The sequence below is a fragment of the Streptomyces sp. NBC_00569 genome (genome assembly GCF_036345255.1).
Taxonomy (GTDB): domain Bacteria; phylum Actinomycetota; class Actinomycetes; order Streptomycetales; family Streptomycetaceae; genus Streptomyces.
Window position 1 is genome coordinate 8589098 of sequence record NZ_CP107783.1, and the last position, 24962, is coordinate 8614059.

General features: G+C 70.6%; 24 protein-coding genes. 16 read left to right on the forward strand and 8 right to left on the reverse strand.

What is annotated here, in order from left to right; all coding sequences use genetic code 11:
- Nucleotides 1-5: 5 nt before the first annotated feature.
- Entirely contained in the window at nt 6-1397 is a 1392-nt protein-coding gene (locus OHO83_RS38720) for an NAD(P)/FAD-dependent oxidoreductase (protein ID WP_330280555.1), read from the reverse strand.
- A gap of 138 nt (nt 1398-1535) precedes the next feature.
- Nucleotides 1536-1922 (reverse strand): VOC family protein, encoded by a 387-nt coding sequence (locus OHO83_RS38725; protein ID WP_266667443.1) that lies wholly within the window; start codon nt 1920-1922, stop codon nt 1536-1538.
- A 79-nt stretch (nt 1923-2001) separates the two neighbouring features.
- Here OHO83_RS38725 and OHO83_RS38730 point away from each other — a divergent pair, with 79 nt between their 5' ends.
- Nucleotides 2002-2553, forward strand: coding sequence for a GNAT family N-acetyltransferase (locus tag OHO83_RS38730; protein WP_330280556.1), 552 nt, complete (start codon nt 2002-2004; stop codon nt 2551-2553).
- A gap of 55 nt (nt 2554-2608) precedes the next feature.
- On the opposite strand, the gene OHO83_RS38735 is transcribed toward OHO83_RS38730, so the two are convergent.
- Together OHO83_RS38735 and OHO83_RS38740 are read right to left on the reverse strand one after the other, a co-directional pair.
- The gene (locus OHO83_RS38735) at nt 2609-3292 is read right to left on the reverse strand and encodes a glycerophosphodiester phosphodiesterase (RefSeq protein WP_266667439.1); all 684 of its coding nucleotides are present in this window, start codon (nt 3290-3292) and stop codon (nt 2609-2611) included.
- Between the two features lie 292 nt (nt 3293-3584).
- Nucleotides 3585-4169, reverse strand: coding sequence for a PadR family transcriptional regulator (locus OHO83_RS38740; RefSeq protein ID WP_266667437.1), 585 nt, complete (start codon nt 4167-4169; stop codon nt 3585-3587).
- Nucleotides 4170-4323: 154 nt separating this feature from the next.
- Here OHO83_RS38740 and OHO83_RS38745 point away from each other — a divergent pair, with 154 nt between their 5' ends.
- The 7 genes from OHO83_RS38745 to OHO83_RS38775 all read left to right on the forward strand — a co-directional run bounded on the left by OHO83_RS38745 (nt 4324) and on the right by OHO83_RS38775 (nt 11237).
- Complete coding sequence (locus OHO83_RS38745; RefSeq protein WP_329436359.1) at nt 4324-5466, forward strand: LLM class flavin-dependent oxidoreductase; 1143 nt, start codon at nt 4324-4326, stop codon at nt 5464-5466.
- Entirely contained in the window at nt 5463-6464 is a 1002-nt protein-coding gene (locus OHO83_RS38750; protein WP_330280557.1) for an alpha/beta hydrolase, read from the forward strand. Before OHO83_RS38745 ends, OHO83_RS38750 begins: the two co-directional genes overlap by 4 nt.
- Nucleotides 6465-6546: 82 nt before the next feature.
- Nucleotides 6547-7965 carry a DUF6421 family protein gene (locus tag OHO83_RS38755; protein ID WP_266667432.1) on the forward strand — a complete coding sequence of 473 codons (1419 nt, stop codon included), beginning with the start codon at nt 6547-6549 and terminating at the stop codon, nt 7963-7965.
- Nucleotides 7966-7991: 26 nt separating this feature from the next.
- Nucleotides 7992-8750, forward strand: a complete 759-nt coding sequence (locus OHO83_RS38760; RefSeq protein WP_116500344.1) for an SDR family NAD(P)-dependent oxidoreductase — start codon at nt 7992-7994, stop codon at nt 8748-8750.
- On the forward strand, nt 8747-9817 hold the full coding sequence (locus OHO83_RS38765; protein WP_266676143.1) for a threonine aldolase family protein: 1071 nt from the start codon (nt 8747-8749) through the stop codon (nt 9815-9817). Before OHO83_RS38760 ends, OHO83_RS38765 begins: the two co-directional genes overlap by 4 nt.
- A gap of 105 nt (nt 9818-9922) precedes the next feature.
- Entirely contained in the window at nt 9923-10516 is a 594-nt protein-coding gene (locus OHO83_RS38770; RefSeq protein WP_330280558.1) for a transglutaminase-like domain-containing protein, read from the forward strand.
- 34 nt (nt 10517-10550) lie between these two features.
- The gene (locus OHO83_RS38775) at nt 10551-11237 is read left to right on the forward strand and encodes a B3/B4 domain-containing protein (RefSeq protein ID WP_266667428.1); all 687 of its coding nucleotides are present in this window, start codon (nt 10551-10553) and stop codon (nt 11235-11237) included.
- 40 nt (nt 11238-11277) lie between these two features.
- Here the strand turns inward: OHO83_RS38775 and OHO83_RS38780 are convergent, their stop codons facing one another.
- Together OHO83_RS38780 and OHO83_RS38785 are read right to left on the reverse strand one after the other, a co-directional pair.
- Complete coding sequence (locus tag OHO83_RS38780; RefSeq protein ID WP_266667426.1) at nt 11278-12006, reverse strand: lysophospholipid acyltransferase family protein; 729 nt, start codon at nt 12004-12006, stop codon at nt 11278-11280.
- 175 nt (nt 12007-12181) lie between these two features.
- A complete protein-coding gene (locus tag OHO83_RS38785; protein ID WP_329436365.1) occupies nt 12182-12598 on the reverse strand; it encodes a DUF4395 domain-containing protein in 417 nt (138 codons plus the stop codon).
- Nucleotides 12599-12674: 76 nt separating this feature from the next.
- Here OHO83_RS38785 and OHO83_RS38790 point away from each other — a divergent pair, with 76 nt between their 5' ends.
- From OHO83_RS38790 to OHO83_RS38815, 6 genes are all read left to right on the forward strand, one after another.
- Nucleotides 12675-13082, forward strand: a complete 408-nt coding sequence (locus tag OHO83_RS38790; RefSeq protein WP_266667422.1) for a TlpA family protein disulfide reductase — start codon at nt 12675-12677, stop codon at nt 13080-13082.
- A gap of 210 nt (nt 13083-13292) precedes the next feature.
- The gene (locus tag OHO83_RS38795; protein WP_330280559.1) at nt 13293-13799 is read left to right on the forward strand and encodes a flavin reductase family protein; all 507 of its coding nucleotides are present in this window, start codon (nt 13293-13295) and stop codon (nt 13797-13799) included.
- 168 nt (nt 13800-13967) lie between these two features.
- Nucleotides 13968-14753 carry an electron transfer flavoprotein subunit beta/FixA family protein gene (locus OHO83_RS38800; protein WP_266667418.1) on the forward strand — a complete coding sequence of 262 codons (786 nt, stop codon included), beginning with the start codon at nt 13968-13970 and terminating at the stop codon, nt 14751-14753.
- 61 nt (nt 14754-14814) lie between these two features.
- Complete coding sequence (locus OHO83_RS38805) at nt 14815-15777, forward strand: electron transfer flavoprotein subunit alpha/FixB family protein (protein WP_330280560.1); 963 nt, start codon at nt 14815-14817, stop codon at nt 15775-15777.
- A 173-nt stretch (nt 15778-15950) separates the two neighbouring features.
- Complete coding sequence (locus OHO83_RS38810; protein WP_266667414.1) at nt 15951-17243, forward strand: DUF6986 family protein; 1293 nt, start codon at nt 15951-15953, stop codon at nt 17241-17243.
- Nucleotides 17244-17335: 92 nt separating this feature from the next.
- The gene (locus OHO83_RS38815; protein ID WP_330280561.1) at nt 17336-19003 is read left to right on the forward strand and encodes a serine/threonine-protein kinase; all 1668 of its coding nucleotides are present in this window, start codon (nt 17336-17338) and stop codon (nt 19001-19003) included.
- 31 nt (nt 19004-19034) lie between these two features.
- On the opposite strand, the gene OHO83_RS38820 is transcribed toward OHO83_RS38815, so the two are convergent.
- Entirely contained in the window at nt 19035-20072 is a 1038-nt protein-coding gene (locus tag OHO83_RS38820; RefSeq protein WP_266667412.1) for a LacI family DNA-binding transcriptional regulator, read from the reverse strand.
- 161 nt (nt 20073-20233) lie between these two features.
- Here OHO83_RS38820 and OHO83_RS38825 point away from each other — a divergent pair, with 161 nt between their 5' ends.
- Nucleotides 20234-21181 carry an ROK family protein gene (locus tag OHO83_RS38825; protein WP_329436370.1) on the forward strand — a complete coding sequence of 316 codons (948 nt, stop codon included), beginning with the start codon at nt 20234-20236 and terminating at the stop codon, nt 21179-21181.
- A gap of 179 nt (nt 21182-21360) precedes the next feature.
- Here the strand turns inward: OHO83_RS38825 and OHO83_RS38830 are convergent, their stop codons facing one another.
- Entirely contained in the window at nt 21361-23427 is a 2067-nt protein-coding gene (locus OHO83_RS38830) for an NPCBM/NEW2 domain-containing protein (RefSeq protein WP_330280562.1), read from the reverse strand.
- 266 nt (nt 23428-23693) lie between these two features.
- Here OHO83_RS38830 and OHO83_RS38835 point away from each other — a divergent pair, with 266 nt between their 5' ends.
- On the forward strand, nt 23694-24962 hold the full coding sequence (locus OHO83_RS38835) for an ABC transporter substrate-binding protein (RefSeq protein ID WP_329436371.1): 1269 nt from the start codon (nt 23694-23696) through the stop codon (nt 24960-24962).

Here is a 24962-nt window from a genome sequence, read left to right on the forward strand (position 1 = left end):
CGTCCCTAAGGGGTCCCGGGCCGGGTCGGATCCGATGTCGAACTGCCCTTGACGTGCTCCGTCACCATCGCGTGCACTTCTTCCGGCGTCAGATACGCATCCGTCTTCTCGAAGTCCTTCAGGGTCGCGGGCCGCTCCGACTGGAACCCCGTGCGCACGAAGTCGTCGCCGGCGACCGCGTTGAGCCCCCAGTTCGCCGCCGTGCGGAAGCGGGCCGTCACGGTGCGCAGCGCACCCAGGTGGTAGGCGCGGGCGACGAACTGGGCGGGCAGCCCGGTCAGCTGCACACCCATCGGCTTGGACACCGCCTGAATGCCGCCCAGGTCCACCACGAGCCCCAGGTCCTTGTGCCGGTACGGCGTCAGCTTCTGACCGTGCAGCGCGGCGGCCACGTTCTTCGCGGCGGCCCAGCCCTGCCGCATGGCGTGCTGGGCGGTCGGCGGGCAGATCGCCTCGGCGCCCTTCTCGAGGTCGGGCACGGCGGCCGCGTCACCGAGCGCGAACACGCCGTCGAACCCCGGCACCATCAGATCGGGCTCGACCACGAGCCGGCCACGGTTCGTCTTCGCGCCGAGCGTCGCGATGAGCGGACTCGGCGCGACACCCGCCGTCCAGATCAGCGTGCGGCACGGCAGCACCCGGCCGTCCGTGAGCGTCACGGTGTCCTCGGTCACCTTCTCCACGGACACCCCGAGCGACACGTGCAGCCCGCGCCGCTCCACGATCGACAGGGCCTTCTCGCCGAGCCGGTCACCGAGTTCGGGCATCAACTTGGGCGCGATGTCGACGAGGTGCCACTTGATCTGCTCCGGGTCGAGCCCCCGAAGTCGCTTGGCTGCGGCGGTGGTCAGGCGCTGCAGATAGGCGGCCGTCTCCGTACCGGCGTACCCGCCGCCCACCACCACGAACTGCAGCCGCGACTCCCGCTCGGCGGGGTCGGTGCTGGCCGCGGCCAGGTCGAGCTGCGAGATGACGTGGTCGCGGATCCAGGCCGCCTCCGCCAGCGTCTTCACGCCGACCGCGTACTGGTCCACGCCGGGGATGTCGAACTGCCGCGTGACGCTGCCCGGGGTCAGGACGAGGTAGTCGTAGCGCTCCACCACCGTCTCGCCGTTGATCTTCCGCACGACGACGGCCTTCGCCTCGGGGTCCACGCCCACCGCGCCGCCCGGCACGATGCCGGTGTGCCGCAGCATGCGGCGCAGCGGCACCGCGACCGACTGCGGAGTGAGCACGCCCGAGGCGACTTGGGGGAGCAGCGGCAGGTACAGCTGATGGTCGAACGGACTGACCAGCCTCAGCTGTGCCTCGCCCGGCTTGAGGATCTTCTCCAGCTTGTGCGCGCACTCCATGCCGGCGAATCCGCCGCCGACGATCAGGATCCGAGGAGTTGCCATGGGATGTCTCTCCTGGGTCGGGCTCATCCGGACGCGAAGGGGCCGCTCTGCGGCCGTCCCGCTCATCCTCTTCCGCGCGCAGGTGCCACGCACGCCGAACGGGTCCTTCCGCTCGCGTGTACCCAGGAACCCGCTCCCTCAAGGCCGGTAGCGCAACGGATGGTCCTCGGGCACTTCCGTGACCACGATGCGCACGCCGTCCGGGTCCGAGATCCACATCTCGATCAGCCCCCACGGCTCCTGGACCGGAGGCCGGAGCACCTCGACGCCGCGCGCCGCCAGCTCCTCGTGGGCGGCCGCCGCGTCCGCGACCTGGAGCCACAGCTGGAGCCCGGGCGACGGCGGTGCCTCCGAGTGGCCCGACACCTCCAGGAAGCCGCCGCCGAGGAAGTAGACGGTCCCGCGCTCGGGACCCGTCCCGAACTCCCGGTACACGGCAAGACCGAGCGCCTCACCGTAGAAGGCCCGCGACCGCTCCGGGTCGGTGGGGCGAAGAAGCGTCCTGCTGCTCAGTACGTGAACCATGGCAACGCAGCGTAGAGGCTCGGCGTTAGGCTCGACGGCGCCCGCGCCGACAGTCGCGCACGAGATCGGAGACCGTCCCATGTCCATCGCTCCCCGCCCCACGACCGGTGACCTCACCTTCCGGGACGCCACCGACGCCGATGTCGACGTGCTCGTCGCGCTGATCGAGTCGGCGTACCGCGGGGACTCCAGCCGCACCGGCTGGACCACGGAGGCGGACATCCTTGAGGGGCAGCGCACCGACCCGCAGGGCGTCGTCGACGTCATCAAGTCGCCGGACAGCCGGCTGCTCACCGTGGAGCGCGAGGGCGCGGTCGTCGCCTGCTGTCAGTTGGAGCACCGCGGGGAGCACGCCTACTTCGGCATGTTCGCCGTGAGCCCGGCCCTCCAGGGAGCGGGCCTCGGCAAGGTGATCATCGCGGAGGCGGAGCGCACCGCCCGCGAGGCGTGGGGCGTGCGCGAGATGCACATGACGGTGATCTCCGTACGCGAGGACCTCATCGCCTGGTACGAGCGCCGGGGCTACCGCCGTACGGGAGAGATGACGCCCTTCCCGTACGGCGACGAGCGTTTCGGCATCCCTCAGAGGGACGACCTCCAGTTCGAGCTGCTGGTCAAGCCCCTCGGCTGACGCGGGCCGTTCGACCGACGCGGGCCGCTCTGCCGACACGGGCCGCTCGCCCGGCTCAGGCGGTGAAGCGACCGGTCCGTTTGATCTCCGGGTAGTCGGTCGTCGCGCCGTCCAGGCCGAGCGCCCGCACCAGGCGCAGATCGTCCTGCGTGTTGACGACCCAGCCGATGATCCGCAGGTCCGCCTTGCGGGCCCGCTCGACGATCTCCTGCGTCAGACGCCGGATGTTGAGGACCAGGGACGTGGCGCCGACGGCGGTGGCGCGCTCCACCACGTCGGTGCCGTAGCGGCTGGCCACCAGCGCCGTACGGACGCCCGGCACCAGCCGGGCGATCTCGGCGATGGCCGCGTCGTGGAACGAGATCACCTCGACGCGGCTCACCAGGTCCCGGCGCAGCATGACGTCGGCGAGGGCGCGTGCCGCGGCGACGTCCTTGATCTCGGCCTGGAGCGGCTTGGAGACGGCGTCGAGCACCTCCTCGAAGACCGGCACCCGCTCGCCGCGCCCCGCGTCCAGGGCGCGCAGCTCGGCGAGGGTCTTGTCGGCGATGGGGCCCCGGCCGTCCGTCGTGCGGTCGACCTCGGCGTCGTGCATGACGACGAGGGCGCCGTCCTTGCTCAGATGCAGATCGAGTTCGATGAGGTCGAGGCCCGCGTGCTGCGCGGCGACGAAGGACCGGAGGGTGTTCTCGGGTTCGACACCCATGACTCCGCGATGCCCGATGGTGAGGAAGTTCAAGATCGTCTCGCTTCCGTCGACGGCGGCTCGGCACCCGCGCGGGTCACGGACGGACTCTCCCGCGCGGCACGGCCGAAGCCTAACGGCCCGTCTCCACGATGGGACCGGTCCGACGCGAGGGAGTGGAGTGGTCCGCTCTGGTTGCGGTGATTCCTAGGACCAGTCCAGTGATGACGGCGGCGACCAGGACGGCACGGATGCTCACGGTCGGAGGCTCCAGACGGGCTGAGGGACAGGGGGAGGACGGGGACCGGTCCGTCCTACCGCCCCCGGCAGCCTGGCGCGGGAAGCATCACCCTTGGGTGGGCGAGTTCCCCGGAGGTTGACCGGGGGCCGCGTCCAGGTCGTCCAGCATGGCCTCGGCCAGTTCGACTTCGGCCGCGAGCCGCCGTTCGCTCCAGCGCAACGCGATCTGCGGATGGGCCCACGCCTCGACTCCGTCGGCCCGCCCGAGCGCGTCCCTGACCTCCTTCAGCTCGCCTTTCGTGCGGGCCACGTGTTCCGTCACGAGGCCCCGCAGGTGCTCCGGCGCGGCGAGATGCCCGAGCCAGACGCGCAGGAGCACGGGGTGCTTGAGCACGGGCGCGCCGAGATCCTGCCCGCCCCCGGCCCACACCGCGAGCGCCCCGCGCCCCTCCTCGGTGATCGCGTACGTCCGCTTGGCCCGCGGCTCCTCGGCCCCGGAGTGCAGCGACGTGACGTAGCCCAGTGATTCGAGGCGGCGCAGTTCGGCGTAGATCTGACTGATGGCGGGCGACCAGTAGAAGAACCGCAGGGAGGCGTCGGCCCACTTCTTCAGCTCGTATCCGGTCCGTTCCCCGGGGAAGGACAGAAGCCCGAGTACGGCCCACGCGGTCGGTGGCAGGTCGTCAGCCATGCGCCGCATTGAAGTGACCGGGAGCCGGTCACCGCAAGATGCTGGCACGTGCCTTCTCGCCGAATCCCGTCCCCGGTCTTGCCGCCCCGGCATCTGACGGTTAGTCATATACCTAACCGGAATAGCGTGGATGGCTCAACTCCCTGGAGGCAACGTGAAGTTCTCCGTCATCTTCGAGGCGCAGCTCGCCGATCCCACCGTCGAACACGAACATCAGGTCATCCATGACTGCGTGGAGCAGGCGGTCCTCGCCGAGGAGATGGGCTTCGACCGGATCTGGGCCGTCGAGCACCACTCCCTCAAGTGGTACGCGCACATGTCGGCCCCGGAGATCTTCCTGACCTGGGTCGCCGCCCGCACCAGCACCATCCGGATCGGGCACGGCGTCGTGTGCATGCCCTTCAACTTCAACCATCCGGTGCGGGTCGCCGAGCGGGCCGCCATGCTCGACCTGCTCTCCGGGGGCCGCCTGGACCTCGGGGCCGGCCGGGGCGGCACCGAGCAGGAGACCTCCCTGTGCGGTGTCGACAGGGAGCGCACGACACAGGAGGTCGAGGAGGCGCTGCGGATCATCGGGAAGGCCTGGGAGAAGGACGAGCTGGAACACCACGGGGAGCTCCTCGACATCGACCCGCACCCCGTCCTGCCCCGCCCGAAACAGACGCCCCACCCGCCCCTCTTCCTCGCCTGCAGCCGCACCGAGACACTCACCCAGGCCGCCGAACTCGGCATCGGCGCCCTGGTGATGGGCTTCGCGGGCCCCGAGTCCATCGCCGGCATGCGGCGCGCCTACGACGACGCGATCGCCGCCCGCACCCCCGACCGCTTCGTGTCCGGCGTCGTCAACGACCACTTCTCCGTCCTGTGCCCGACCATCGTCCTGGACGACCAGGAGACGGCCCGGAACATCGGCATTCGCGGACAGCGGTTCTTCGCGCAGTCCATCGGCCACTGGTACGGCGGCGCGGGCGTCCCCGACGAGGCGGTGGTGGAGGGCGCCGACGAGGCGGCCGACATGCGCAGGGCCGCCGAACAGGTCGTGGCCCGCCTCCACGAACACCGGATCCCGGTCCGCCCCACCGCCACGGCCACCTTCAACGCCGACCACGCCTACGGCACCGCCGACGACGCCATCGCCTATGTCGAGCGCCTGCGCGACGCGGGCGCCGACGAGATCATGTGCCTCGTCCAGATGGGGACCGTCCCCCAGGAGGCCTGTCTGGAGACGCTGCGGCAGTGGGGCGAGAAGGTCATCCCGCACTTCCGCGCCCAGGAGCACCAGGCGGTGTCCGCATGAACCCCGCGCCCGAGGACCGCCTCGCACCCGATGTCCGCGCCCTGGTCGACGCGATGACGGCGTTCTTCCCCGACCTCGGCGGCGCCGTCACCGACGCCGCCGAGGCCCGCCGCGTACTGGCCGCGGCGCCCGCGTCGCCGCTCCCGCCCCCGGTGGTCGGCTCCGTCGAGGACCGCGACATCCCCGGCCCGGCCGGAGCGCCGCGGATCCCCGTACGCATCTACCGCCCGGACCCTGACGACGCGCCCGGCCCGCGCCCGACCGTCGTCTTCCTCCACGGGGGAGGGTGGGTGATCTGCGGCCTGGACAGCCACGACTCCACCGCCCGCGGGCTGTGCCGCGAGGCGGGGGCCGTGGTCGTCTCCGTCGACTACCGGCTGGCTCCCGAGTCGCCGTTCCCGGCCGCCGTCGACGACGCCTACGCGGCGCTGTGCTGGGCGGCCGACCACCACGCCGCGCTGGGCGGCGACGCGGACGCCCTCGTGGTGGCGGGCGACAGCGCGGGCGGAAACCTCGCTGCCGTCATCTGCCTTCTGGCCCGGGACCGGGGCGGCCCGGACATCGCGCTCCAGGCCCTCGTCTATCCGGCCACCGACGCCCATCAGTCGACGGAGTCGTTCGCGCGGAACGCCGACCGCTATTTCCTGACCGCCGCGCACTGCCGCTGGTTCGCCGAGCAGTACCTCGGCCCGGACGACGACCGGTCCCACCCGCACGTCTCACCGCTCCTCGCCGACCTCGCCTCGCTGCCGCCCGCCCACATCGTGACGGCGGGCTGCGACCCGCTGTGCGACGAGGGGCTCGCGTACGCGACCGCCCTGCGTGCGGTGGGCGTGGAGGTCACCGAGAGCCACTTCCCGGGGATGTTCCACGGCTTCTTCGGCTTCCCCGAGCTGCTCGACGACGCCCGCACGGCCCTGGCGGATGTGGCGAAGGCCATCGTTTCAACCGTGTCGGGCAGGAAAAACGACGGTGAACCAGGGGGTCGCGCAGGATAACTTCCTCCCGGCTCCCCTTGTGGTGGAGAACCTCGCCCGTTTACGGTGTCTGTACGCGAGGTTCTCCCGTGGAGGATGGGTAATGACGGAAATTCTTGTGCAGTCGGGCGTGGAGGGGAAGGTTCCTCCGGAGAAGGTCGGGGGAAGCCCCGAAAGCAGGGTGGTGGAACACCCGGCGTGGCCCCTGCTCAAGGCCGCCGTGGAAGAGGTCCGGCCCTGGCAGCAGAAGGACGGCTCCATCGACTTCGCCGCCGAAGGCGCCCCGTCCAAGGCCGTCGCCGAGCTGACGCTCGACCGCGCGATATCCGCCGTCGAGCAGCTCTCTCCGCTGCTCCCGCACGACGCCGCGTACCACTCGGCGCTCGTCGCCGACCTGCGCCGCTGGGCGGAGGGGGGCTTCCAGGTCCCCGACTTCCTCGACTCGCTGCTGGCCTTCCAGCCCGCCGCGCGCCGCGAGGACGGACTGCAGCACCTGGTCGTCTTCCCGATGTACACGCAGAACGGCAACCCGGACCGCAATCTGGAGGCCGTCGTCCTGCGCATGGTGTGGCCCGAGTGGCTCGCCGAGCTGGAGGCGACGCGCTACGACAACCCGCTGTTCTGCGGGATCACGTTCGAGGACTTCACCGCCGGCTACGACACCAACTCGGCCGTGCTCTTCCCGGAGACCATCGCCGTGCGCGAGGCCCCCGAGCGCTTCTCCTGGGGCGGCATCTTCTGTGACCGCGAGGCGGCCCGCTTCCGCGCCGTCACCGAGGCGTCCGTCGGCATCCTCGGGCTCGAACTGCCCGACGACATCCGCGAGATGGTCTCCGACCAGGACCGCTGCCAGCAGGCCTTCGTGCTGTGGGACATGGTGCACGACCGCACCCACAGCCACGGCGACCTGCCGTTCGACCCGTTCATGATCAAGCAGCGCCAGCCGTTCTGGATGTACGGCCTCGAAGAGCTGCGCTGCGACCTCACCGCCTTCAAGGAGGCCGTGAAGCTGGAGGCCGACGGCTTCCCGCAGGGCCGCGACGTGCAGTACGCCGTCCTCTTCGACCGCATGTTCCGCTTCCCGGTCACCGGCGAGCGCGTGCGCAACTACGACGGACTCGGCGGCCAGCTCCTCTTCGCGTACCTGCACAAGCACGACGTGGTGCGCTGGACCGACAACAAGCTCCAGATCGACTGGGAGCGTGCCCCGCAGGTCACGAACCAGCTGTGCGCCGAGATCGAGAAGCTCTACCGCGACGGCATCGACCGCCCGAAGCTGGTGCACTGGTTCGCCGCGTACGACCTGGTGTCCCAGTACCTGGCCCCGCACCCCGGCTCCCGCTGGGCCAAGGGCCCAGACGCCCTCGACCTGAGCCTGCCGCCGCGCAAACTCGTCGACGACGTGCTTCCGGACGAGTTTCCGCTGAGCATGTTCTATGAGGCACTGTCCAAGAAGCTGAAGAACGTGATCGCCTCCACCAAGGGGATCACGGCTGCGGGCGCCGAGCAGGCCGCCGCGTGAGCGCTCGCGACGAGGAGGCGACGGTCATGGCCGAAGGCAACGGGAACGGCACGTTGGACGGAGCGGTCATCGCGGTCGCGGGCGCGGGGGGACCCGCGGGCCGCGCGACCCTGCTGCGCCTCGCCGAGGCGGGCGCGACGGTCGTCGGAGCGGACGCGGACGCCACACGCCTGGCGGAGGCCGTGGACGCGGCGCGTTACGCGCACGGCGGCGCCACCGTCATCGGGGACACGGTCGACCTGCTCGACCTGCAGGCGACCCGCGACTGGGCGGACCACGTGGAGAAGGACTTCGGGCGCGTCGACGGCGTGGTCCACCTCGTCGGCGGCTGGCGCGGCAGCGCCTCCTTCGCCGAGACCGACCTCGCCGACTGGGAGCTGCTCGAGAAGCTCCTCATCCGTACGGTCCAGCACACCTCCCTCGCGTTCCACGACGCCCTGCTGCGCAGCGACCGCGGACGCTTCCTGCTGATCAGCGCCGCGGGCGCCAGCAAGCCGACCGCGGGCAACGCGGCGTACGCGGCCTCGAAGGCCGCCGCCGAGGCCTGGACGCTCGCCCTCGGTGACGCCTTCCGCAAGGCGGGGGGTGACGAGGGTCCGCAGCAGGCGGCTGCGATCCTGGTGGTGAAGGCGCTGGTGCACGACGCGATGCGCGCCGAGCGACCCAACGCGAAGTTCGCGGGCTTCACGGACGTCACGGACCTGGCCGATGCCATCGCCGGCGTCTGGGACCGGCCCGCCAAGGAATTGAACGGGACCCGTCTGTGGCTGACCGAGAAGCCGTGAATCCGCCCAAGACCGACGCCCGCAGGCATCACGACCCGGACGTCCGCGGCTTCGCGAGCGACAACTACGCGGGCGCGCACCCGGAGATTCTCGCGGCCCTCGCCCTCGCCAACGGCGGTCACCAGATCGCGTACGGCGAGGACGACTACACGGCGAACCTCCAGCAGATCATCCGCGCCCACTTCGGCCCCACGGCCGAGGCTTTCCCGGTCTTCAACGGCACCGGGGCCAACGTCGTCGCGCTCCAGGCGGTCACCGACCGCTGGGGCGCGGTGATCTGCGCCGAGTCCGCGCACATCAACGTGGACGAGGGCGGGGCCCCGGAGCGGATGGGCGGCCTCAAGCTGCTCACCGTGCCGACCCCGGACGGCAAGCTCACGCCCGAGCTCATCGACCGGCAGGCCTTCGGCTGGGACGACGAGCACCGCGCGATGCCGCAGGTCGTCTCGATCACGCAGAACACCGAACTGGGCACGCTCTACACGCCCGACGAGATCCGCGCGATCTGCGACCACGCCCACGAGCGCGGTATGAAGGTGCACCTCGACGGCTCCCGCATAGCCAATGCGGCCGCCTCCCTCGACGTGCCGATGCGCACGTTCACGAACGCGGTCGGCGTCGACATCCTGTCGCTGGGCGGCACGAAGAACGGCGCCCTGTTCGGCGAGGCCGTCGTCGTCCTCAACCAGGACGCCGTCAGCCACATGAAGCATCTGCGCAAGCTGTCGATGCAGCTCGCCTCCAAGATGCGCTTCGTGTCGGTGCAGTTGGAGGCCCTGCTCGCCAAGGACCTGTGGCTGCGCAACGCGCGGCACGCCAACGAGATGGCCCAGCGCCTCGCCGAGGGGGTCCGCGCCGTGCACGGTGTCGAGATCCTGTATCCGGTGCAGGCCAACGCCGTCTTCGCGCGGCTGCCGCACGACGTCAGCGAGCGCCTCCAGAAGCGCTTCCGGTTCTACTTCTGGGACGAGGCGGCCGGCGACGTCCGCTGGATGTGCGCCTTCGACACCCGCGAGGAGGACGTCGACGCTTTCGTCGCCGCCCTCAAGGAGGAAATGGCCCGCTAGGCGCCCCTCCGGACTCGCCTGTCCTCACCCGCATTACTGCATAGATATGCGATCGACCGTAAAGCCATTGACGCGCGGTCGGTCGCATTTCTATGCTCCCGGTCCATGCGGCTGATCCAGAAGAACCCTGACCTGTCTGCCTACTTGGCGGCCGACGAGGCCGTCGACCATCACCATCCACTGGTGCGGAAGGCTGCCGAGCGCCTCGCCGCCCAGGCCTCCGACTCATATTCATACGCGCAGGTCGCCTATGAGTTCGTGCGGGACGCCATTCCGCACTCTGCCGACAGCGGGGACCTCCGCGTCACCTGGCGCGCCTCGGACGTCCTGGAGCAGGGGACGGGCATCTGTCACGCCAAGTCCCACGCGCTGGCCGCGCTCCTGCGCGCCGAGGACATCCCCACCGCGCTCTGCTACCAGCGGCTGAGGCACGACGCCGGAAGCGGACACGTGCTGCACGGCCTGGTCGCCGTGCGCTTCCATGGGGCCTGGCATCGGCAGGACTGCCGCGGGAACAAGCCCGGGGTCGACGCCCAGTTCTCCCTCGACGGCGAGCGGCTGGCCTTCGTCGCGGACGCGGAGTCCAATGAGGTGGACTATCCGGTACTCTTTGATGTACCGGACCCGGCCGTTCTGCGCGCCCTGCGAGACGCCCCCGACCGGCCGTACCTGTGGGAACACCTCCCCGACGCACTCTGAAACAGCAAGCGCACCCCGAACAGCAAGGCGGACGATGACCCTCCACCTCACCGTGTCCGACGAGGTACGGACCCTCGCACCCGAGTTCCGGCACGTCGCCATCGAGGCGTACGGGCTGGTCAACACCCCGAGCGGAGAAGGGACCTCGGCCCTCCTCGACGACGCCGCACGCCGCCTCGCCGCGCGCCTCGACGGACGCGCCCCGCACGAGGACCCGCACATGGAGGCCTGGCGCGCCGCCTACACGGCCTTCGGCGCCAAGCCCTCCCGTACCCGCAACTCCGCGGAGGCACTGGCCAAGAGGGCCCTCGCGGACGGCGGGCTGCCGCGGATCAACACTCTGGTCGACGTCTACAACGCGATCAGCGTGGCCCATCTGATCCCGGTCGGCGGCGAGGACCTGGACCACATCAAGGGAGGGATGCGCCTCGTCAGGGCCACCGGCGAAGAGGGCTTCGCCACCGTGGCCGGGGGAGCGGACGTCGTGGAACACCCCGACGCGGGCGAGGTCGTCTGGTGCGACGACGACGGCGTGACCTGCCGCCGCTGGAACTGGCGCCAGGGCACGCGCACGCGCCTCACCGAGGAATCGGTCAACGCGCTCTTCCTGCTGGAGGCGATGGGGCCGCACTGCGACGTGGCGGCGGCCGGCACCGAACTCGCCGAACTCCTGGAGAAGTTCAGCCCCGGCGCGCGGATCACCGTCCACGCACCGGAGTAGACGCACCGCGGCGGGCCCGCGGCACGTCTGCAGTACCGATTCAGCGCGCCTCGGCGGCCTTCACCTCTGCCGCGGTGGGCGCGGTGCCGCCGAGGTGCGCGGGCATCCACCAGGTGTCGTCCGGACCCTTGGGACGTACGGGGTACGCGCGCTGCGCCGCTTCGAGAAGCTCCTGCACGCGCTCGCGCAGCCGCCGCGTGATCGCACCGGCGAACTGGTCGCGCGGGGCCTCCATCGGCTCGCCGACCCGGATCGTGATCGGGATGTGATGACGCTTGAAGTTCTTCGGGTGGCCCTTCGTCCACAGACGCTGGGTACCCCACAGCGCCATGGGGATCAGCGGCACACCGGCCTCCTGGGCCAGGCGCGCGGCGCCCGACTTGAAGCTCTTCAGCGTGAACGACTGCGAGATCGTCGCTTCGGGGAACACCCCGATGACCTGACCGGAGCGCAGCGAGTCGAGGGCGTGCGCATACGCGTCCTCGCCCTGCTTCCGGTCCACGGGGATGTGCTTCATGCTGCGCATCAGCGGACCGGAGATCTTGTGCCGGAAGACCGACTCCTTCGCCATGAAACGCACCAGGCGCTTCTGTGGCAGCGCAGCGAGACCGTCGAAGATGAAGTCCAGGTAGCTGATGTGGTTGCTGACCAGGACCGCGCCGCCGGAGCGCGGAATGTTCTCCGCGCCCTTGACGTCGATCTTCAGATCGAGCGCCTTGAACATCGTGCGGGCCGCGCCGATGACCGGACGGTAGACGAGCTCTGCCATGGAGGGGGAGGACCCTTCATCTCTGCCTGGGGAGGGGGCTCCCGGCGGGAAGTTACGCAGCCGTAGGTTTTGTGGCTAGCGCAGATCGTGCCCCATCAACGGCTGAGTAGCCAGTCCTGGTTCCGGCAGGGCGCGAGATCCTCGTCACTCCGACGCGGTCTCCGCAACCCGTTGATCAGCCAAATCGTGCCGCGCCACGCCGCAGGAGCACGTACATCTCGCATCCCAGGCAGTAGCCGAACACCGAGTTGAGGAACGCCGCCGCCAGCGCGCAGGCCGTCGCCCCGAGCCCCAGCCAGCCCGGCCCCCACGCCAGACCCACCAGGCCGGCCGAGGCGAAGACGAGCCCGACGAACTGCGCGAACCGCGGCGGCTGCGGGGCCTCGAACTCCGTGGGCGGCCCGAGCCGAGGCCGCACCGCCGTCCGGAACAGCCACGCGTAGGGAGAGCGCCCCACCCCGCCCGCCGCGCCGAGCGCGAAGCACAGCGTCTGCCACGCCAGGAGCCAGGCGCTGCCCGTGACGAGCACCAGGGCCAGTACGACCGTCGTGACCGCGGCGCCGAACCGCGGCCCTCTCACATCGATGTCCATGAACCCAGCATTCCGCATCGATGCGCCGCGCGGACCCGGGGAATCTTTGCGGTCTCGTGAATGCTGCACTGGAACGATGACCGGACTTGTGGTGTGTGTGGCCGTGCTCGCCGCGGCGAGCGTCTTCGGGCTGATGCAACGGCGGCGGAGCGGGAGGATGAAGGTGCGGCAGGGCGAAGCGGCTCTCGGGGCGGCGAAGTTGGGCGAGGAACTGGGGGAGCGGGCCACCCTGTTGCAGTTCTCCAGCGCCTTCTGCGCCCCGTGCCGGGCCACCCGGCGCGTGCTCGGCGAAGTGGCCGAAATGGTTCCCGGCGTGGCCCACGTGGAGATCGACGCCGAGGACCGGCTCGACCTCGTACGGGAACTCGGCGTCCTCAAGACACCCACCGTGTTCGTCCTCGACGCGGCCGGACACATCGTCCGTCGCGCCTCCGGCCAGCCGCGCAAGGCGGACGTCATCGCCGCGCTCGGGGAGGCGGTCTGACGGGTGGTGACCCCGTGGTGACGCTTCTCCCAGATGGCGGGACGCCCTTGACTGCACGCACCACCTATCGTCAGCCTGACTGTATGCCGACGGAACTCCTTCTCTTCGAGCGTGTCCATGTGGACCTCGCCCGCTGCGCGAGTGCGCGCTGTCCCAGCTCCTGAGCAGCCACGGACCCCGCTCGCACCCCTCCGGCAGAAGGACAACTCCATGACGGCCACGCCCGATCTCCGCACCGCCACCGCCGCATCGCCCGACCTGCTGCGCTCGGTCTTCCGGCAGCACGCGGCCGGAGTCGCCGTGATCACCGCCCGGGGCGCCGCCCCCGTGGGCTTCACCGCCACCTCCCTGACGTCGGTGTCGGCCGAGCCTCCCGTCATCTCGTTCGGCATCGGCCTGGGCGCCTCCAGCTGGCCCGTCGTCTCCGAGGCCGAACATGTCGGCGTGCACATACTCGGCGAGCACCAGCGGGATCTGGCCGCCACGTTCGCGAAGAGCGGCGCCGACCGCTTCGGGGAGCCCACGGGCTGGCACGAGGGCCCGGAGGGTGTGCCCGTACTCGACGGCGTCCTGGCCTGGTTGGTGTGCCGGGTGATCGTGCGCGTGCCCGCCGGAGACCACCGCATCGTGCTCGCCGAGGCCGTCGCCGGGGACCCCGCGGGGACCGGTCGGCCGCTCGTCTACCACCAGGGCCGCTTCAACGGTCTGCGCGACTAGGATCACAGTTCAAAGCGCTTGCTTAGCGGGCAGATGCTGGGTGTACTGACGAGTAATATTTCGTTCGGGGCGCGGGCCGCCCCGACCGGGAGAGTCCGCTTCGGACGCCTATGCTGCCTGCAGGGAGCAAGGCCGCCCAGTAAAGACGATTGCAGTAGGAGAGCCGGCGTGAGCTTGAGGATCGTTGTCACCGTGAAGTATGTGCCGGACGCGACGGGGGACCGGCATTTCGCTGATGATCTGACGGTGGACCGTGATGATGTGGACGGTCTGTTGTCGGAGCTGGACGAGTACGCGGTCGAGCAGGCGTTGCAGATCGCGGACGGGGCGGACGATGCGGAGATCACCGTGTTGACGGTGGGTCCGGAGGACGCGAAGGACGCGTTGCGCAAGGCGTTGTCGATGGGCGCGGACAAGGCGATCCATGTCGAGGACGACGATCTGCACGGCACGGACATCGTGGGCACGTCGCTGGTGCTGGCGAAGGCGATCGAGAAGGCCGGTTTCGATCTGGTCGTGTCCGGTATGGCGTCGACGGACGGCACGGCGGGTGTGGTGCCGGCGCTGCTCGCGGAGCGGCTGGGTGTGCCGCAGGTGACGCTGCTGTCGCAGGTGTCGGTCGAGGGCGGTGTGGTGAAGGGCCGTCGTGACGGTGACACCGCCTCGGAGCAGGTGGAGGCCTCGCTGCCGGCGGTGGTGTCGGTGACCGACCAGTCGGGCGAGGCGCGTTACCCCTCGTTCAAGGGGATCATGGCGGCGAAGAAGAAGCCGGTTCAGTCCTGGGACCTGTCGGATCTGGACCTGGAGGCCGACGAGGTGGGTCTGGCGGGTGCGTGGACGGTCGTGGACGCGGCGGCCGAGCGTCCGGCGCGCAGCGCGGGCACGATCGTCAAGGACGAGGGCGAGGGCGGCAAGCAGCTCGCCGAGTTCCTCGCGGGCCAGAAGTTCATCTAGCCCCGCCCGTCCCATCGCCCCCTTAGCCCTCATCTTTCGCACGCAGGAGAGAAGAAGTCCCATGGCTGAAGTTCTGGTCTACGTCGATCACGTGGACGGTGCCGTCCGCAAGCCCACCCTGGAGCTGCTGACGCTGGCCCGCCGCATCGGTGAGCCCGTCGCGCTGGCGCTGGGTGCGGGTGCCGCCGGCACCGCGGCCGTCCTGGCCGAGCACGGCGCCGTCAAGGTCCTGACCGATGACGCCTCCGAGTACGCCGACTACCTGGTCGTGCCGAAGGTCGATGCGCTGCAGGCCGCCTACAACGCGGTGTCCCCGGCCGCGGTTCTGGTGCCCTCGTCCGCGGAGGGCAAGGAGATCGCCGCCCGTCTCGCGGTGCGGATCGGGTCGGGTGTCATCACCGACGCCACCGACCTGCAGGCCGGCGAGCAGGGTCCGGTTGCCACGCAGTCGGCGTTCGCCGCCTCGTTCACGACCACGTCCCGTGTGGCCAAGGGCACCCCGGTCATCACCGTCAAGCCCAACTCGGCTCCGGTCGAGCCGGCTCCGGCGGCCGGCACGGTCGAGGCCCTGACCGTGTCCTTCTCCGAGCAGGCGAGGGGCACGAAGGTCGTCTCGCGCACGCCGCGTGAGTCGACCGGGCGTCCGGACCTGACCGAGGCCGCGATCGTGGTCTCCGGTGGCCGTGGCGTCAACGGCGCGGAGAACTTCGCACTCATCGAGGCCCTCGCCGACTCCCTCGGTGCGGCCGTGGGTGCCTCGCGTGCCGCGGTGGACGCGGGCTGGTACCCGCACTCCAACCAGGTCGGCCAGACCGGCAAGAGTGTGTCCCCGCAGCTGTACATCGCCAACGGTATCTCCGGCGCGATCCAGCACCGGGCCGGTATGCAGACCTCGAAGACCATCGTCGCGGTCAACAAGGACGCCGAGGCCCCGATCTTCGACCTCGTCGACTACGGCGTCGTCGGCGACCTCTTCGACGTCGTCCCCCAGCTCACCGAGGACATCAACACCCGCAAGGGCTGAGCTTCTCCGGGCCGGTAACGGTGACGGGGCCGCGTGGTGATCTTCACCGCGCGGCCCCGTTCGCGTACGGGGGACCATTGACGCAGGTGACGAGCACAGATAACTTCGCCATGCGGATTGTTGATTCCGTGAAGCGGAAACTCTGGAACGTCGAGAGTGTGGAGGGTGCAGGAATGGGTCAGCAAGAGAAGGTGGCAACGAGCCTCGCCGGAGCGGTCAGCGAGGGCATCAGCGCTTCCCTCGCCCCGGTGGACGCGGAGCTGGAGCGCCGCTACCCCGGAGACCCCGGCACCCGGCAGCCCGTCCACACCGTGTACATCCCGGGCGAGCAGTTCGACGCCGACAGCATCCGTACGTGGGGCGACAAGGCCCTGGCGATGCTCGACGAACACGCCCCGGACGCCGCCTCCTTCGCCGCCGTCCTCGGCCTGGGCGACGACCTCGCCGAGGCCGTCCACTCGCGCGTACGCGCCAAGCTGGAGCGCGAGCCGGTCGAGGACCTGCGCATCGACTTCGAGGACGGCTACAAGGGCGCCGACGAGGACCAGGACGCCGCCCGCGCCGCCCGTCTCGTCGCCGAGGCGTACCAGAACGGCACCGCCGCCCCGTACATGGGCATCCGCATGAAGTGCATGGAGGAGCCGGTACGCGACCGGGGCATCCGCACCCTCGACATCTTCCTGTCCGGCCTCATGGAGGCGGGCGGCCTTCCCGACGGGCTCGTCCTCACGCTCCCCAAGGTGACGTACCCGGAGCAGGTCACCGCCATGGTCCGGCTCCTGGAGGCGTTCGAGAAGGCCCACGGCCTCGAGGCGGGGCGCCTCGGCTTCGAGATCCAGATCGAGACCAGCCAGTCCATCCTCGCCGCCGACGGCACCGCCGCCGTCGCCCGCATGATCGACGCCGCCGAAGGCCGCGCGACCGGACTGCACTACGGCACCTTCGACTACAGCGCCTGCCTCGGCGTCAGCGCCGCCTACCAGGCCAGCGACCACCCGGCCGCCGACTACGCGAAGGCCGTCATGCAGGTGGCCGCCGCCGGCACCGGCGTCCGCGTCTCGGACGGTTCCACCAACGTCCTGCCCGTCGGTACGACCGCGAAGGTCCACGACGCCTGGCGCCTGCACTACGGGCTCACCCGCCGTGCCCTGGCCCGCGCCTACTACCAGGGCTGGGACATGCACCCGGGTCACATCCCGACCCGCTACGCCGCGGTCTTCGCCTTCTACCGCGAGGGCTTCGAGTCGGCCGCCGCGCGCCTGGCCGCCTACGCCGGTCACCACGAGGGCGGCGACGTGGCGGACGAGCCCGCCACCGCCAAGGCGCTCGCCGGGTATCTGCTGCGCGGCCTGGACTGCGGCGCCCTCGACACCGGAGAGGTCACCCGGATCACCGGCCTCACCCTGGCCCGCCTCCAGGGCTTCGCGGGCCCGCGCCGTGGCGACCTGACCGCGCAGGAGCGCTGACCGTCCCGGTCCCGTCACGCTCATCCGGTCCTGTCACCGCTGCCCCGTAGGCTGTACGCCACTGAAACAGGCGTCACAAGGACGGGGCAGCGGTGTCTTCGGGGGATCAGGAAGAGACGGGCGGCGGCCGCCTCCTCGCCGGGCGGTACCGGGTGCGGGAACAGCTCGGCCGCGGCGGCATGGGAGTCGTGTGGCGCGCGGTCGACGAGGTGCTCGGCCGCGAGGTCGCCCTCAAGGAACTGCGCACCTACTCGGACGCCGCCGGGTCCGAACTGGCCGACCTGGGCGTGCGGATGCAGCGCGAGGCCCGTGCCGCCGCCCGCGTGCGCCACCCCGGAGTCGTCGCCGTGCACGACGTCACGGAGGCCGACGGCCGGCCCCTCATCGTCATGGAGCTCGTCGACGGCCCGTCCCTCGACGACGTGCTGCGTGACCGGGGCCCGCTCGATCCGCGCGAGGCCGCCGCGATCGGCGCGAAGGTCTTGGACGCTCTCGCGGCCGCCCACCGCGCCGGGGTCCTGCACCGGGACGTGAAGCCGGGCAACATCCTCCTCGACCGCTCGGGCCGCGTCGTCCTCACGGACTTCGGCATCGCGACGATGGACGACCCCGACGACGGCTGCGCGACCCACCTCACCCGCAGCGGCGAACTGGTCGGCTCCCTCGACTACTTGGCCCCCGAGCGCGCCCAGGGCCAGGACCCCGGTCCGGCATCCGACGTATGGGCCCTCGGCGCCACGCTGTACGCGGCCGTCGAAGGAGCCTCGCCCTTCCGGCGTACGTCCACGTGGTCGACCCTCACGGCGATCGTCGTCGAGCCGCTGCCCGAACCCCGGCGGGCCGGCCGCCTCACCCCCGTACTCCAGCAGCTGTTGGCCAAGGACCCGCTGGCGCGGCCGGACGCCGAGCGGGCACGGGAGCTTCTCGAAGCGGTCGCCGCGGCACCGGCGGATGTTGCCACGGCCGCACTCCGACAGCCGGGGCCGCGCCCCCGGGAGACGACGGTGCGCAACGTGCCGTCCGTGCCGCCGCCCGGCTTCGGGCCGGCGCCGGCCCCGGTGCACGCCCCGCCGCCGGCCCCCGTGAACGCCCCGGCGCCTGACGAGGCACGCAAGCCCGGCCGTACGCGCGTCCTGCTCGCCGTGGCGGCCGTGATCGCCGTGCTCGGGGCGGCGGGTGCGACGGTGACAGCGCTCCACGGGTCCGGCGACGAGGGAGACCGGGCCGCTTCAACGGGCTCCGCGGCCACGGGCACGACGGAACCCGACCGCAGCCGGGGCGCCCTGGACGGCACGGGGAAGTCCTCGGGCCAGGGCCACCAGAAGGCGCGGGAGCCGGACGACGGCAACGCGTCGGAGAAGCCGGACCCGAAGCCGTCCGCGACCCGGCCCGCGCCCGCCGCCTCCACTCCGGCCGCGCCCCGCCCCACGAAGAGCGGCACCACAGGAGGAGGCGGCGCGGAGAGCCCGGCACCCGCTCCGGCCTGCCACTCCGCCGGCGGCGGCAAGTACGACTGCACGGTGTGGCGCACGTCCGATTCGTACACCGCCTCCGGGGACCGCGCGGGCGTCCTGAACGCGGGCATCAACTACTTCTACTGCCAGCAGAACCTGGGCCGCCGTGAGACGTACGGGAAGTGGACGAATGTCTGGTGGGCGAAGACGGACGACGACAGCGGCAACACGAACGTCTTCGTCAGCGACGTCTACCTCAAGGGCGGCGACAACAACGCGCCGCTCCCCGGGCTCCCCGTCTGCTGACCGCCCGCCGAGGCGTCCGATGGCCCAACTGTCAGTCGGCCGGGGGAAGTTCGCCCGAGCCGCGGGTGATCAGCCGGGTCGGCAGCTCGATCCGCTCCGGCACCGGCGACACCCCGTCGAGCTGCCGGAACAGCCGTTCGGCGGCCGTGCGGCCCAGCTGCGCGGCGTCCTGCGCGACGACCGTCACGCCCGGGCGCAGCAGATCGCCCAGCTCGATGTCGTCGAAGCCGACGAGCGCCACAGGGCGGTCCATCTCGGACAGCACTCGTACGACGGTCACCGTCACACGGTTGTTGCCCGCGAAGATCGCCGTGACCGGATCGGGGCCCGCGAGCATCTCCTCCGCGGCGCGTCGCACCCGCTCCGGATCGGTCACGCCGAGCGACATCCAGGCGTCCTCGACGTCTGTCCCGGCGTCCTCCATCGCGGTCCGGTAGCCGCGCAGACGCTCGGCGGCGGTGTGGATGCGGGGCTGGTCGCCGATGAAGCCGATGCGACGGTGGCCGTGCGCGATCAGGTGCGCGACGCCGTCACGCGCGCCGCCGAAGCTGTCGGACAGGACCACGTCCGCGTCGATCTTCCCGGCGGGACGGTCGACGAACACGGTCGCGACACCGGCGGCGATCTCGGGCTCCAGGTAACGGTGGTCGTCGCCGGCCGGGATGATCACGAGCCCGTCCACCCGGCGGGCGCAGAGCGCGAGGACGAGCTCCTGCTCGCGCTCCGGGTCCTCGGCGCTCGACCCGTTGATGAGCAGCGCGCCATGGGCGCGGGCGACCTCCTCGACGGCGCGGCTCAGCGGTCCGTAGAACGGGTCGGCCAGATCCTCGAGCACCAGGCCGATGCTCGCGGTCCTGCCCTTGCGCAGGACGCGCGCGCTGTCGTTGCGACGGAAACCCAGGGCCTCGATGGCCTCCTGGACGCGGCGTTCGGTGTCGGGGGTGACCCCCGCTTCGCCGTTCACGACGCGGGACACCGTCTTGAGGCCGACTCCGGCGCGCGCCGCGACGTCCTTCATGGTCGGGCGGTTGCCGTAACGGCTGTCGGGGCGGCGGGCGGTGCGGTCCACGGTGGGCTGTCCTGTCCTGTCGTCGCTGCGGTTCCAGGGGGTTCATGATGCTGTATGGGGATGTGGCGTCGAGCATAGGCCCTGGACAACGTTGTCAGATGCGCGAGAGACTATCCATCGCATTCTCTCGACCTGCCATTTCACCAGGGGACCTCACACTGATGCAGACCGACCTCGTCGCCGCGCTCGACATCGGCGGCACCAAGATCGCCGGGGCCCTGGTGGACGACCACGGCCGCATCCTGCTGCGCGCGCAGCGGCCGACTCCGGCCAAGGAGGACGGGAACACGGTGATGCGGGCCGTCGAGGACGTGCTGCGCGAACTGACCGCAGCGCCGCTGTGGGTGCGGGCGGGGGCCGTGGGCATCGGGAGCGCGGGTCCGGTGGACGCCTCCACGGGCACGGTGAGTCCGGTCAACGTGCCTGGCTGGCGCGACTTCCCGCTCGTGGACCGGGTCCGCGCGGTCACCGGGGGCCTGCCGGTCGAACTGGTCGGGGACGGCGTGGCGATGACGGCGGCCGAGCACTGGCAGGGCGCTGCGCAAGGCCATGACAACGCGCTGTGCATGGTCGTCTCCACCGGCGTCGGCGGCGGCCTGATCCTCGGAGGCAAGCTGCACCCGGGGCCCACCGGCAACGCGGGCCACATCGGCCACATCAGCGTGGATCTGGACGGGGACCCGTGTCCGTGCGGGGCGCGCGGCTGCGTCGAGCGGATCGCGAGCGGGCCGAACATCGCGCGCCGCGCGCTGGACAGCGGTTGGCGCCCCGGCGCGGACGGTGACGTGTCGGCCGCGGCGGTGGCCGCGGCCGCGCGCGAGGGCGACAAGGTGGCCATCGCCTCCTTCGAACGTGCCGCCCAGGCGCTCGCGGCGGGCATCGCCGCGACGGCCACGCTCGTGGAGATCGACATCGCGGTGATCGGCGGGGGAGTGGCGAAGGCGGGAGAGGTACTCTTCGCGCCCCTGCGCCGCTCGCTGCGCGACTACGCGACGCTGTCGTTCGTGCAGCGCCTCACGGTGGCCCCGGCCCGCATGGGCACGGACGCGGGCCTCGTCGGCGCGGCAGCGGCGGCGCTCACACGCGACCGGGACGTGTCGGCGCTCTGAGGCGCGGGTCCTGACGTCTGTACGTCCGTACGCCCTCACATCACCCGTACGTCCGTACGCCCTTCACATCGTCCGTGCGTCTGTAAGCCCTGCACGTCGTCCGTGCGTCTTCACGCCGCTCCAGGGCCGGCCGGAGCCGGGGCGGGACATGTGGCCCGCCCCGGCTCACGGGTGACGCGCTAGCAGGACAGCGTCGCGTCCGCCCAGTCCGCGTGGTCGGAGTCCACGCCGTCGCCTGCGTCGGTCACCACGAGGCGTACCGCCTGTGCCCCGCTCACGTCGGCCGACAGCGGCTCGGCCTCGTCCGCGTTGGTGAGGGTGCCGGTGGAGGCCACCTTCTTGCCGTCGGCCCAGATCTCGAACGTCACGGTGCCCTTCGTGCCCTTCTCGTCGTCGACGCCCACACTCGCGCTGACGCGTTCGCACGAGCCGCCCGTGTAGTACTCGACGGCGCTGTCCGCGTGCACGCCGAGCCCCTTCTGGTGGACGACGCCGCCGATGGTGATCGGATGCCCGTCGCCCGCGGCGCTCTCCCCGTTGCTGGTGTTGCGCTCGACGGGCCCGTACCCGTTCGTCGTGGACATCCACGGCAGATCGCCCAGTGACGACGCCCCGGCCGGTGGTGCGACCACCACGTGCGCGGTCAGCGGCAGCACGCTCTGGGCGCGCACACCGCCCGGCGAGCGGTAGGTGGCCTTGAGGGACAGGTCGTACGCTCCCGTCGCGGTCCCCGCCGGCGCGGTCACGCTCCATGACGTGGTGAGAGCCTTGCCCGTCGGTACGGATCCGGCGCCGGTCGGCGAGGCCGGCCTGACGCTCCACCCGGAGGGCCCGCTCAGCGCGACGGACACCTGGCGGGCGGGCGTGCGGCCCAGATCGGTGACGGACGTCGTGAGCCGGACGGCCTTGCCGGCTTCGACGAACGGCGCGCCGCCCAGGCCGAGTTCGACGGCGGGCGGGTTCGCGGCCCACTTGCCGTCGGCGGCCACCCGTACCAGTACGGTCCCGTGCGCGGGCACGGTCGCCGAGATGGTCCCGGCCGTGTTGTAGCTCTTGTGCTGCCACAGGTCGCGCAGCGTGTAGGCGCTCGCTCGCGGCAGGCCGACCGTGTCGGCCGACGTGGCGATCCGCTGCGCGTCGCCCGACTCGTTGAAGAGGGCGACGACGCGGCTGCCGTCCTTCATCTCCTTGGCGACGACCCAGCGCCCGCCCTCGGAGGAGAGCACCGTGCCCTGCTTGCCCAGCGGGTCCTGGTCGACCGCGATGACGTCGCGGTTGCTGAGGATGTCGAGGGTCTCGGCGGAGGCCTTGCGCAGATCGGTGCCGATGAGCAGCGGTGAGGCCATGATGGACCACATCGAGAAGTGCGTGCGGTACTCGGTCGCGGTCATGCCGCCGTTGCCGACCTCGAGCATGTCGGGGTCGTTCCAGTGCCCGGGCCCCGCGTACTGCGCGAGCGGCAGGTTCTGCTTCATCAGGGAGAGCATCGAGCCCCAGCTGTCACTGATGTCACCGGTGGTACGCCACAGATGGCCGACGTCGGCCGCCCATTCCCACGGTTTGTTGGATCCCCATTCGCAGAGGCTGTAGACGATGGGCCGTCCCGTGGCCTTCAGGGCGTCACGCATCGTGCGGTAGCGCTGCTTGGCGTCGACGCCCTGGTTGTTGCAGTTGTCGTACTTGAGGTAGTCGACGCCCCAGTCGGCGAACTGCTGGGCGTCGCTGTACTCGTGACCCAGGCCGCCGGGGAAGCCGATGTCGCTGCACGTCTTGGTGCCGGCGCTCGTGTAGATGCCGAGTTTGAGGCCCTTGGAGTGGACGTAGTCGGCGACGGCCTTGATGCCGTGGGGGAAGCGCGCGGGGTCCGGCACGAGCTTGCCGTTCGCGTCGCGCTGCGGCAGGGCCCAGCAGTCGTCGAGGTTGACGTACTGATAGCCCGCGGCCTTGAGGCCCTTGTCGACGAAGATGTCGGCGATGCCCTCGACCATCGCCTCGTTGAACTCGGCGCGGCAGTGCGTCGAGTTCCAGTTGTTGAAGCCCATGGGCGGGGTCAGCGCGAGCCCGTCGTCGAGCGTGGGCGAGGCATCCTGAGCACTTGCGCCCGGTGATCCGGACGCGCCGGATTCCGGCGGGTCGGCGACCGCGGCCGGTGCCGTGACGCCCGCGGCACACAGCAGCCCGGTGGCCAACGCTCCGACGATTCTTCGGCGGATGGTGCGAGAGGTGCGGGTGGGAAGGTGACGCATCGTTACGTTCCTCCGTACTCGCGAAAGGTGGGGTGACGTCATGTTCGCGTCAGTGGCGCGCGTTTACGGTAGGCCGTGTTGGACTCTGTTGGAAGAGATGCGGTAACGGTTGCCCGATGTCCCGTCAGAACCCTTGACCATCTCGGGAGTTGGGAGTGGGATCCAACCTCGCGTTCGGTTGTGTTGGGTTGCGGCCCCAGGAGGGGGACATGGCACAGTCATCGTTCTACGGTTCTGGTGCGCCCGGGAGCGCGACAGGACATCGGATGTCCCGTCGGGGTCTCCTGCGGGGTGCGGCGGTGGGCGCCGGTGCGCTCACGCTTCCGGCACTGCTCACCGCGTGCGGGGACGGCCCGGGCGGCGACAAGAAGACCGTCACCGTGGGGTCCAACTCCTCGGACGAGGTGCCGAAGAAGGCGTTCGCGGCGGCCTTCACGGCGTACGAGAAGAAGTCCGGCAAGAAAGTCGACGTCAACACCACGGATCACAACGAGTTCCAGACGAACATCACGCGCTATCTCCAGGGCACCCCGGACGACGTCTTCATGTGGTTCGCCGGTTACCGCATGCAGTACTTCGCCGAGAAGGGACTCCTGACGGACATCGACGATGTCTGGAAGGGCTTCAAGGGCTTCTCGCAGGCCCTCAAGGACCAGTCCACGCACGACGGCAAGCAGTACTTCGTGCCGTACTACTACTACCCGTGGGCCGTCTTCCACCGGAAGAGCCTCTTCGAGAAGCAGGGCTACGAACAGCCCAAGAACTGGGACGACTTCATCGCCCTGGCGAAGCAGATGCACAAGGACGGCACCCCGGTCGCGTTCTGCGACAAGGACGGCTGGCCCGCGATGGGCACCTTCGACTACATCAACATGCGCCTGAACGGATACGACTTCCACAAGGGCCTCATGGCGGGTACGGAAGCCTGGACCGACGCCAAGGTCAAGAAGGTGTTCGACCTCTGGCGCGAACTCATGCCGTACTACCAGAAGGGCGCGCTCGGCCGGACCTGGGAGGAGGCCGCTCAAGGCCTGCAGAAGCGCCAGACCGGAATGGCCGTCTTCGGAATGCCGCACCCGGGCCAGCAGTTCCCGGAGAACGAACGCTCGGACATCGACTTCTTCGCCTTCCCGGAGATCGACCCCCAGTACGGGCAGGACGCGGTGGAGGCTCCCATCGACGGTTTCCTCATCGCGAAGAAGGCCAAGAACGTCGAAGCGGGCAAGGCGCTCCTGAAATACCTCGGCACTCCCGGGGCCGAGGACATCTACCTCGCCGGCGACCCCAACAACGTCGCCGTGAACGACGGCGCCGACACGTCCAAGTACACCCCGCTGCAGAAGAAGTCGGCCGAACTCGTCTCCGGTGCCCAGCAGATATCGCAGTTCATGGACCGCGACACCCGGCCCGACTTCGCGCAGACCGTGATGATCAAGGCGCTCCAGGACTTCATCGGAAATCCGAACGACGTCGACGGTCTCGTCAACCGGATCGAGCGGCAGAAGAAGGAAATCTTCTCGTCCGCCGTCAGCTGA

Excerpts from the sequence above, each read along its gene's own strand:
- OHO83_RS38720 (WP_330280555.1), bottom strand. The coding sequence starts at position 1,397 with ATGGCAACTCCTCGGATCCTGATCGTCGGCGGCGGATTCGCCGGCATG.
- OHO83_RS38725 (WP_266667443.1), bottom strand. The coding sequence starts at position 1,922 with ATGGTTCACGTACTGAGCAGCAGGACGCTTCTTCGCCCCACCGACCCG.
- OHO83_RS38730 (WP_330280556.1), top strand. The coding sequence starts at position 2,002 with ATGTCCATCGCTCCCCGCCCCACGACCGGTGACCTCACCTTCCGGGAC.
- OHO83_RS38740 (WP_266667437.1), bottom strand. The coding sequence starts at position 4,169 with ATGGCTGACGACCTGCCACCGACCGCGTGGGCCGTACTCGGGCTTCTG.
- OHO83_RS38750 (WP_330280557.1), top strand. The coding sequence starts at position 5,463 with ATGAACCCCGCGCCCGAGGACCGCCTCGCACCCGATGTCCGCGCCCTG.
- OHO83_RS38755 (WP_266667432.1), top strand. The coding sequence starts at position 6,547 with ATGACGGAAATTCTTGTGCAGTCGGGCGTGGAGGGGAAGGTTCCTCCG.
- OHO83_RS38760 (WP_116500344.1), top strand. The coding sequence starts at position 7,992 with ATGGCCGAAGGCAACGGGAACGGCACGTTGGACGGAGCGGTCATCGCG.
- OHO83_RS38770 (WP_330280558.1), top strand. The coding sequence starts at position 9,923 with ATGCGGCTGATCCAGAAGAACCCTGACCTGTCTGCCTACTTGGCGGCC.
- OHO83_RS38775 (WP_266667428.1), top strand. The coding sequence starts at position 10,551 with ATGACCCTCCACCTCACCGTGTCCGACGAGGTACGGACCCTCGCACCC.
- OHO83_RS38780 (WP_266667426.1), bottom strand. The coding sequence starts at position 12,006 with ATGGCAGAGCTCGTCTACCGTCCGGTCATCGGCGCGGCCCGCACGATG.
- OHO83_RS38785 (WP_329436365.1), bottom strand. The coding sequence starts at position 12,598 with ATGGACATCGATGTGAGAGGGCCGCGGTTCGGCGCCGCGGTCACGACG.
- OHO83_RS38790 (WP_266667422.1), top strand. The coding sequence starts at position 12,675 with ATGACCGGACTTGTGGTGTGTGTGGCCGTGCTCGCCGCGGCGAGCGTC.
- OHO83_RS38795 (WP_330280559.1), top strand. The coding sequence starts at position 13,293 with ATGACGGCCACGCCCGATCTCCGCACCGCCACCGCCGCATCGCCCGAC.
- OHO83_RS38805 (WP_330280560.1), top strand. The coding sequence starts at position 14,815 with ATGGCTGAAGTTCTGGTCTACGTCGATCACGTGGACGGTGCCGTCCGC.
- OHO83_RS38810 (WP_266667414.1), top strand. The coding sequence starts at position 15,951 with ATGGGTCAGCAAGAGAAGGTGGCAACGAGCCTCGCCGGAGCGGTCAGC.
- OHO83_RS38825 (WP_329436370.1), top strand. The coding sequence starts at position 20,234 with ATGCAGACCGACCTCGTCGCCGCGCTCGACATCGGCGGCACCAAGATC.
- OHO83_RS38830 (WP_330280562.1), bottom strand. The coding sequence starts at position 23,427 with ATGCGTCACCTTCCCACCCGCACCTCTCGCACCATCCGCCGAAGAATC.
- OHO83_RS38835 (WP_329436371.1), top strand. The coding sequence starts at position 23,694 with ATGTCCCGTCGGGGTCTCCTGCGGGGTGCGGCGGTGGGCGCCGGTGCG.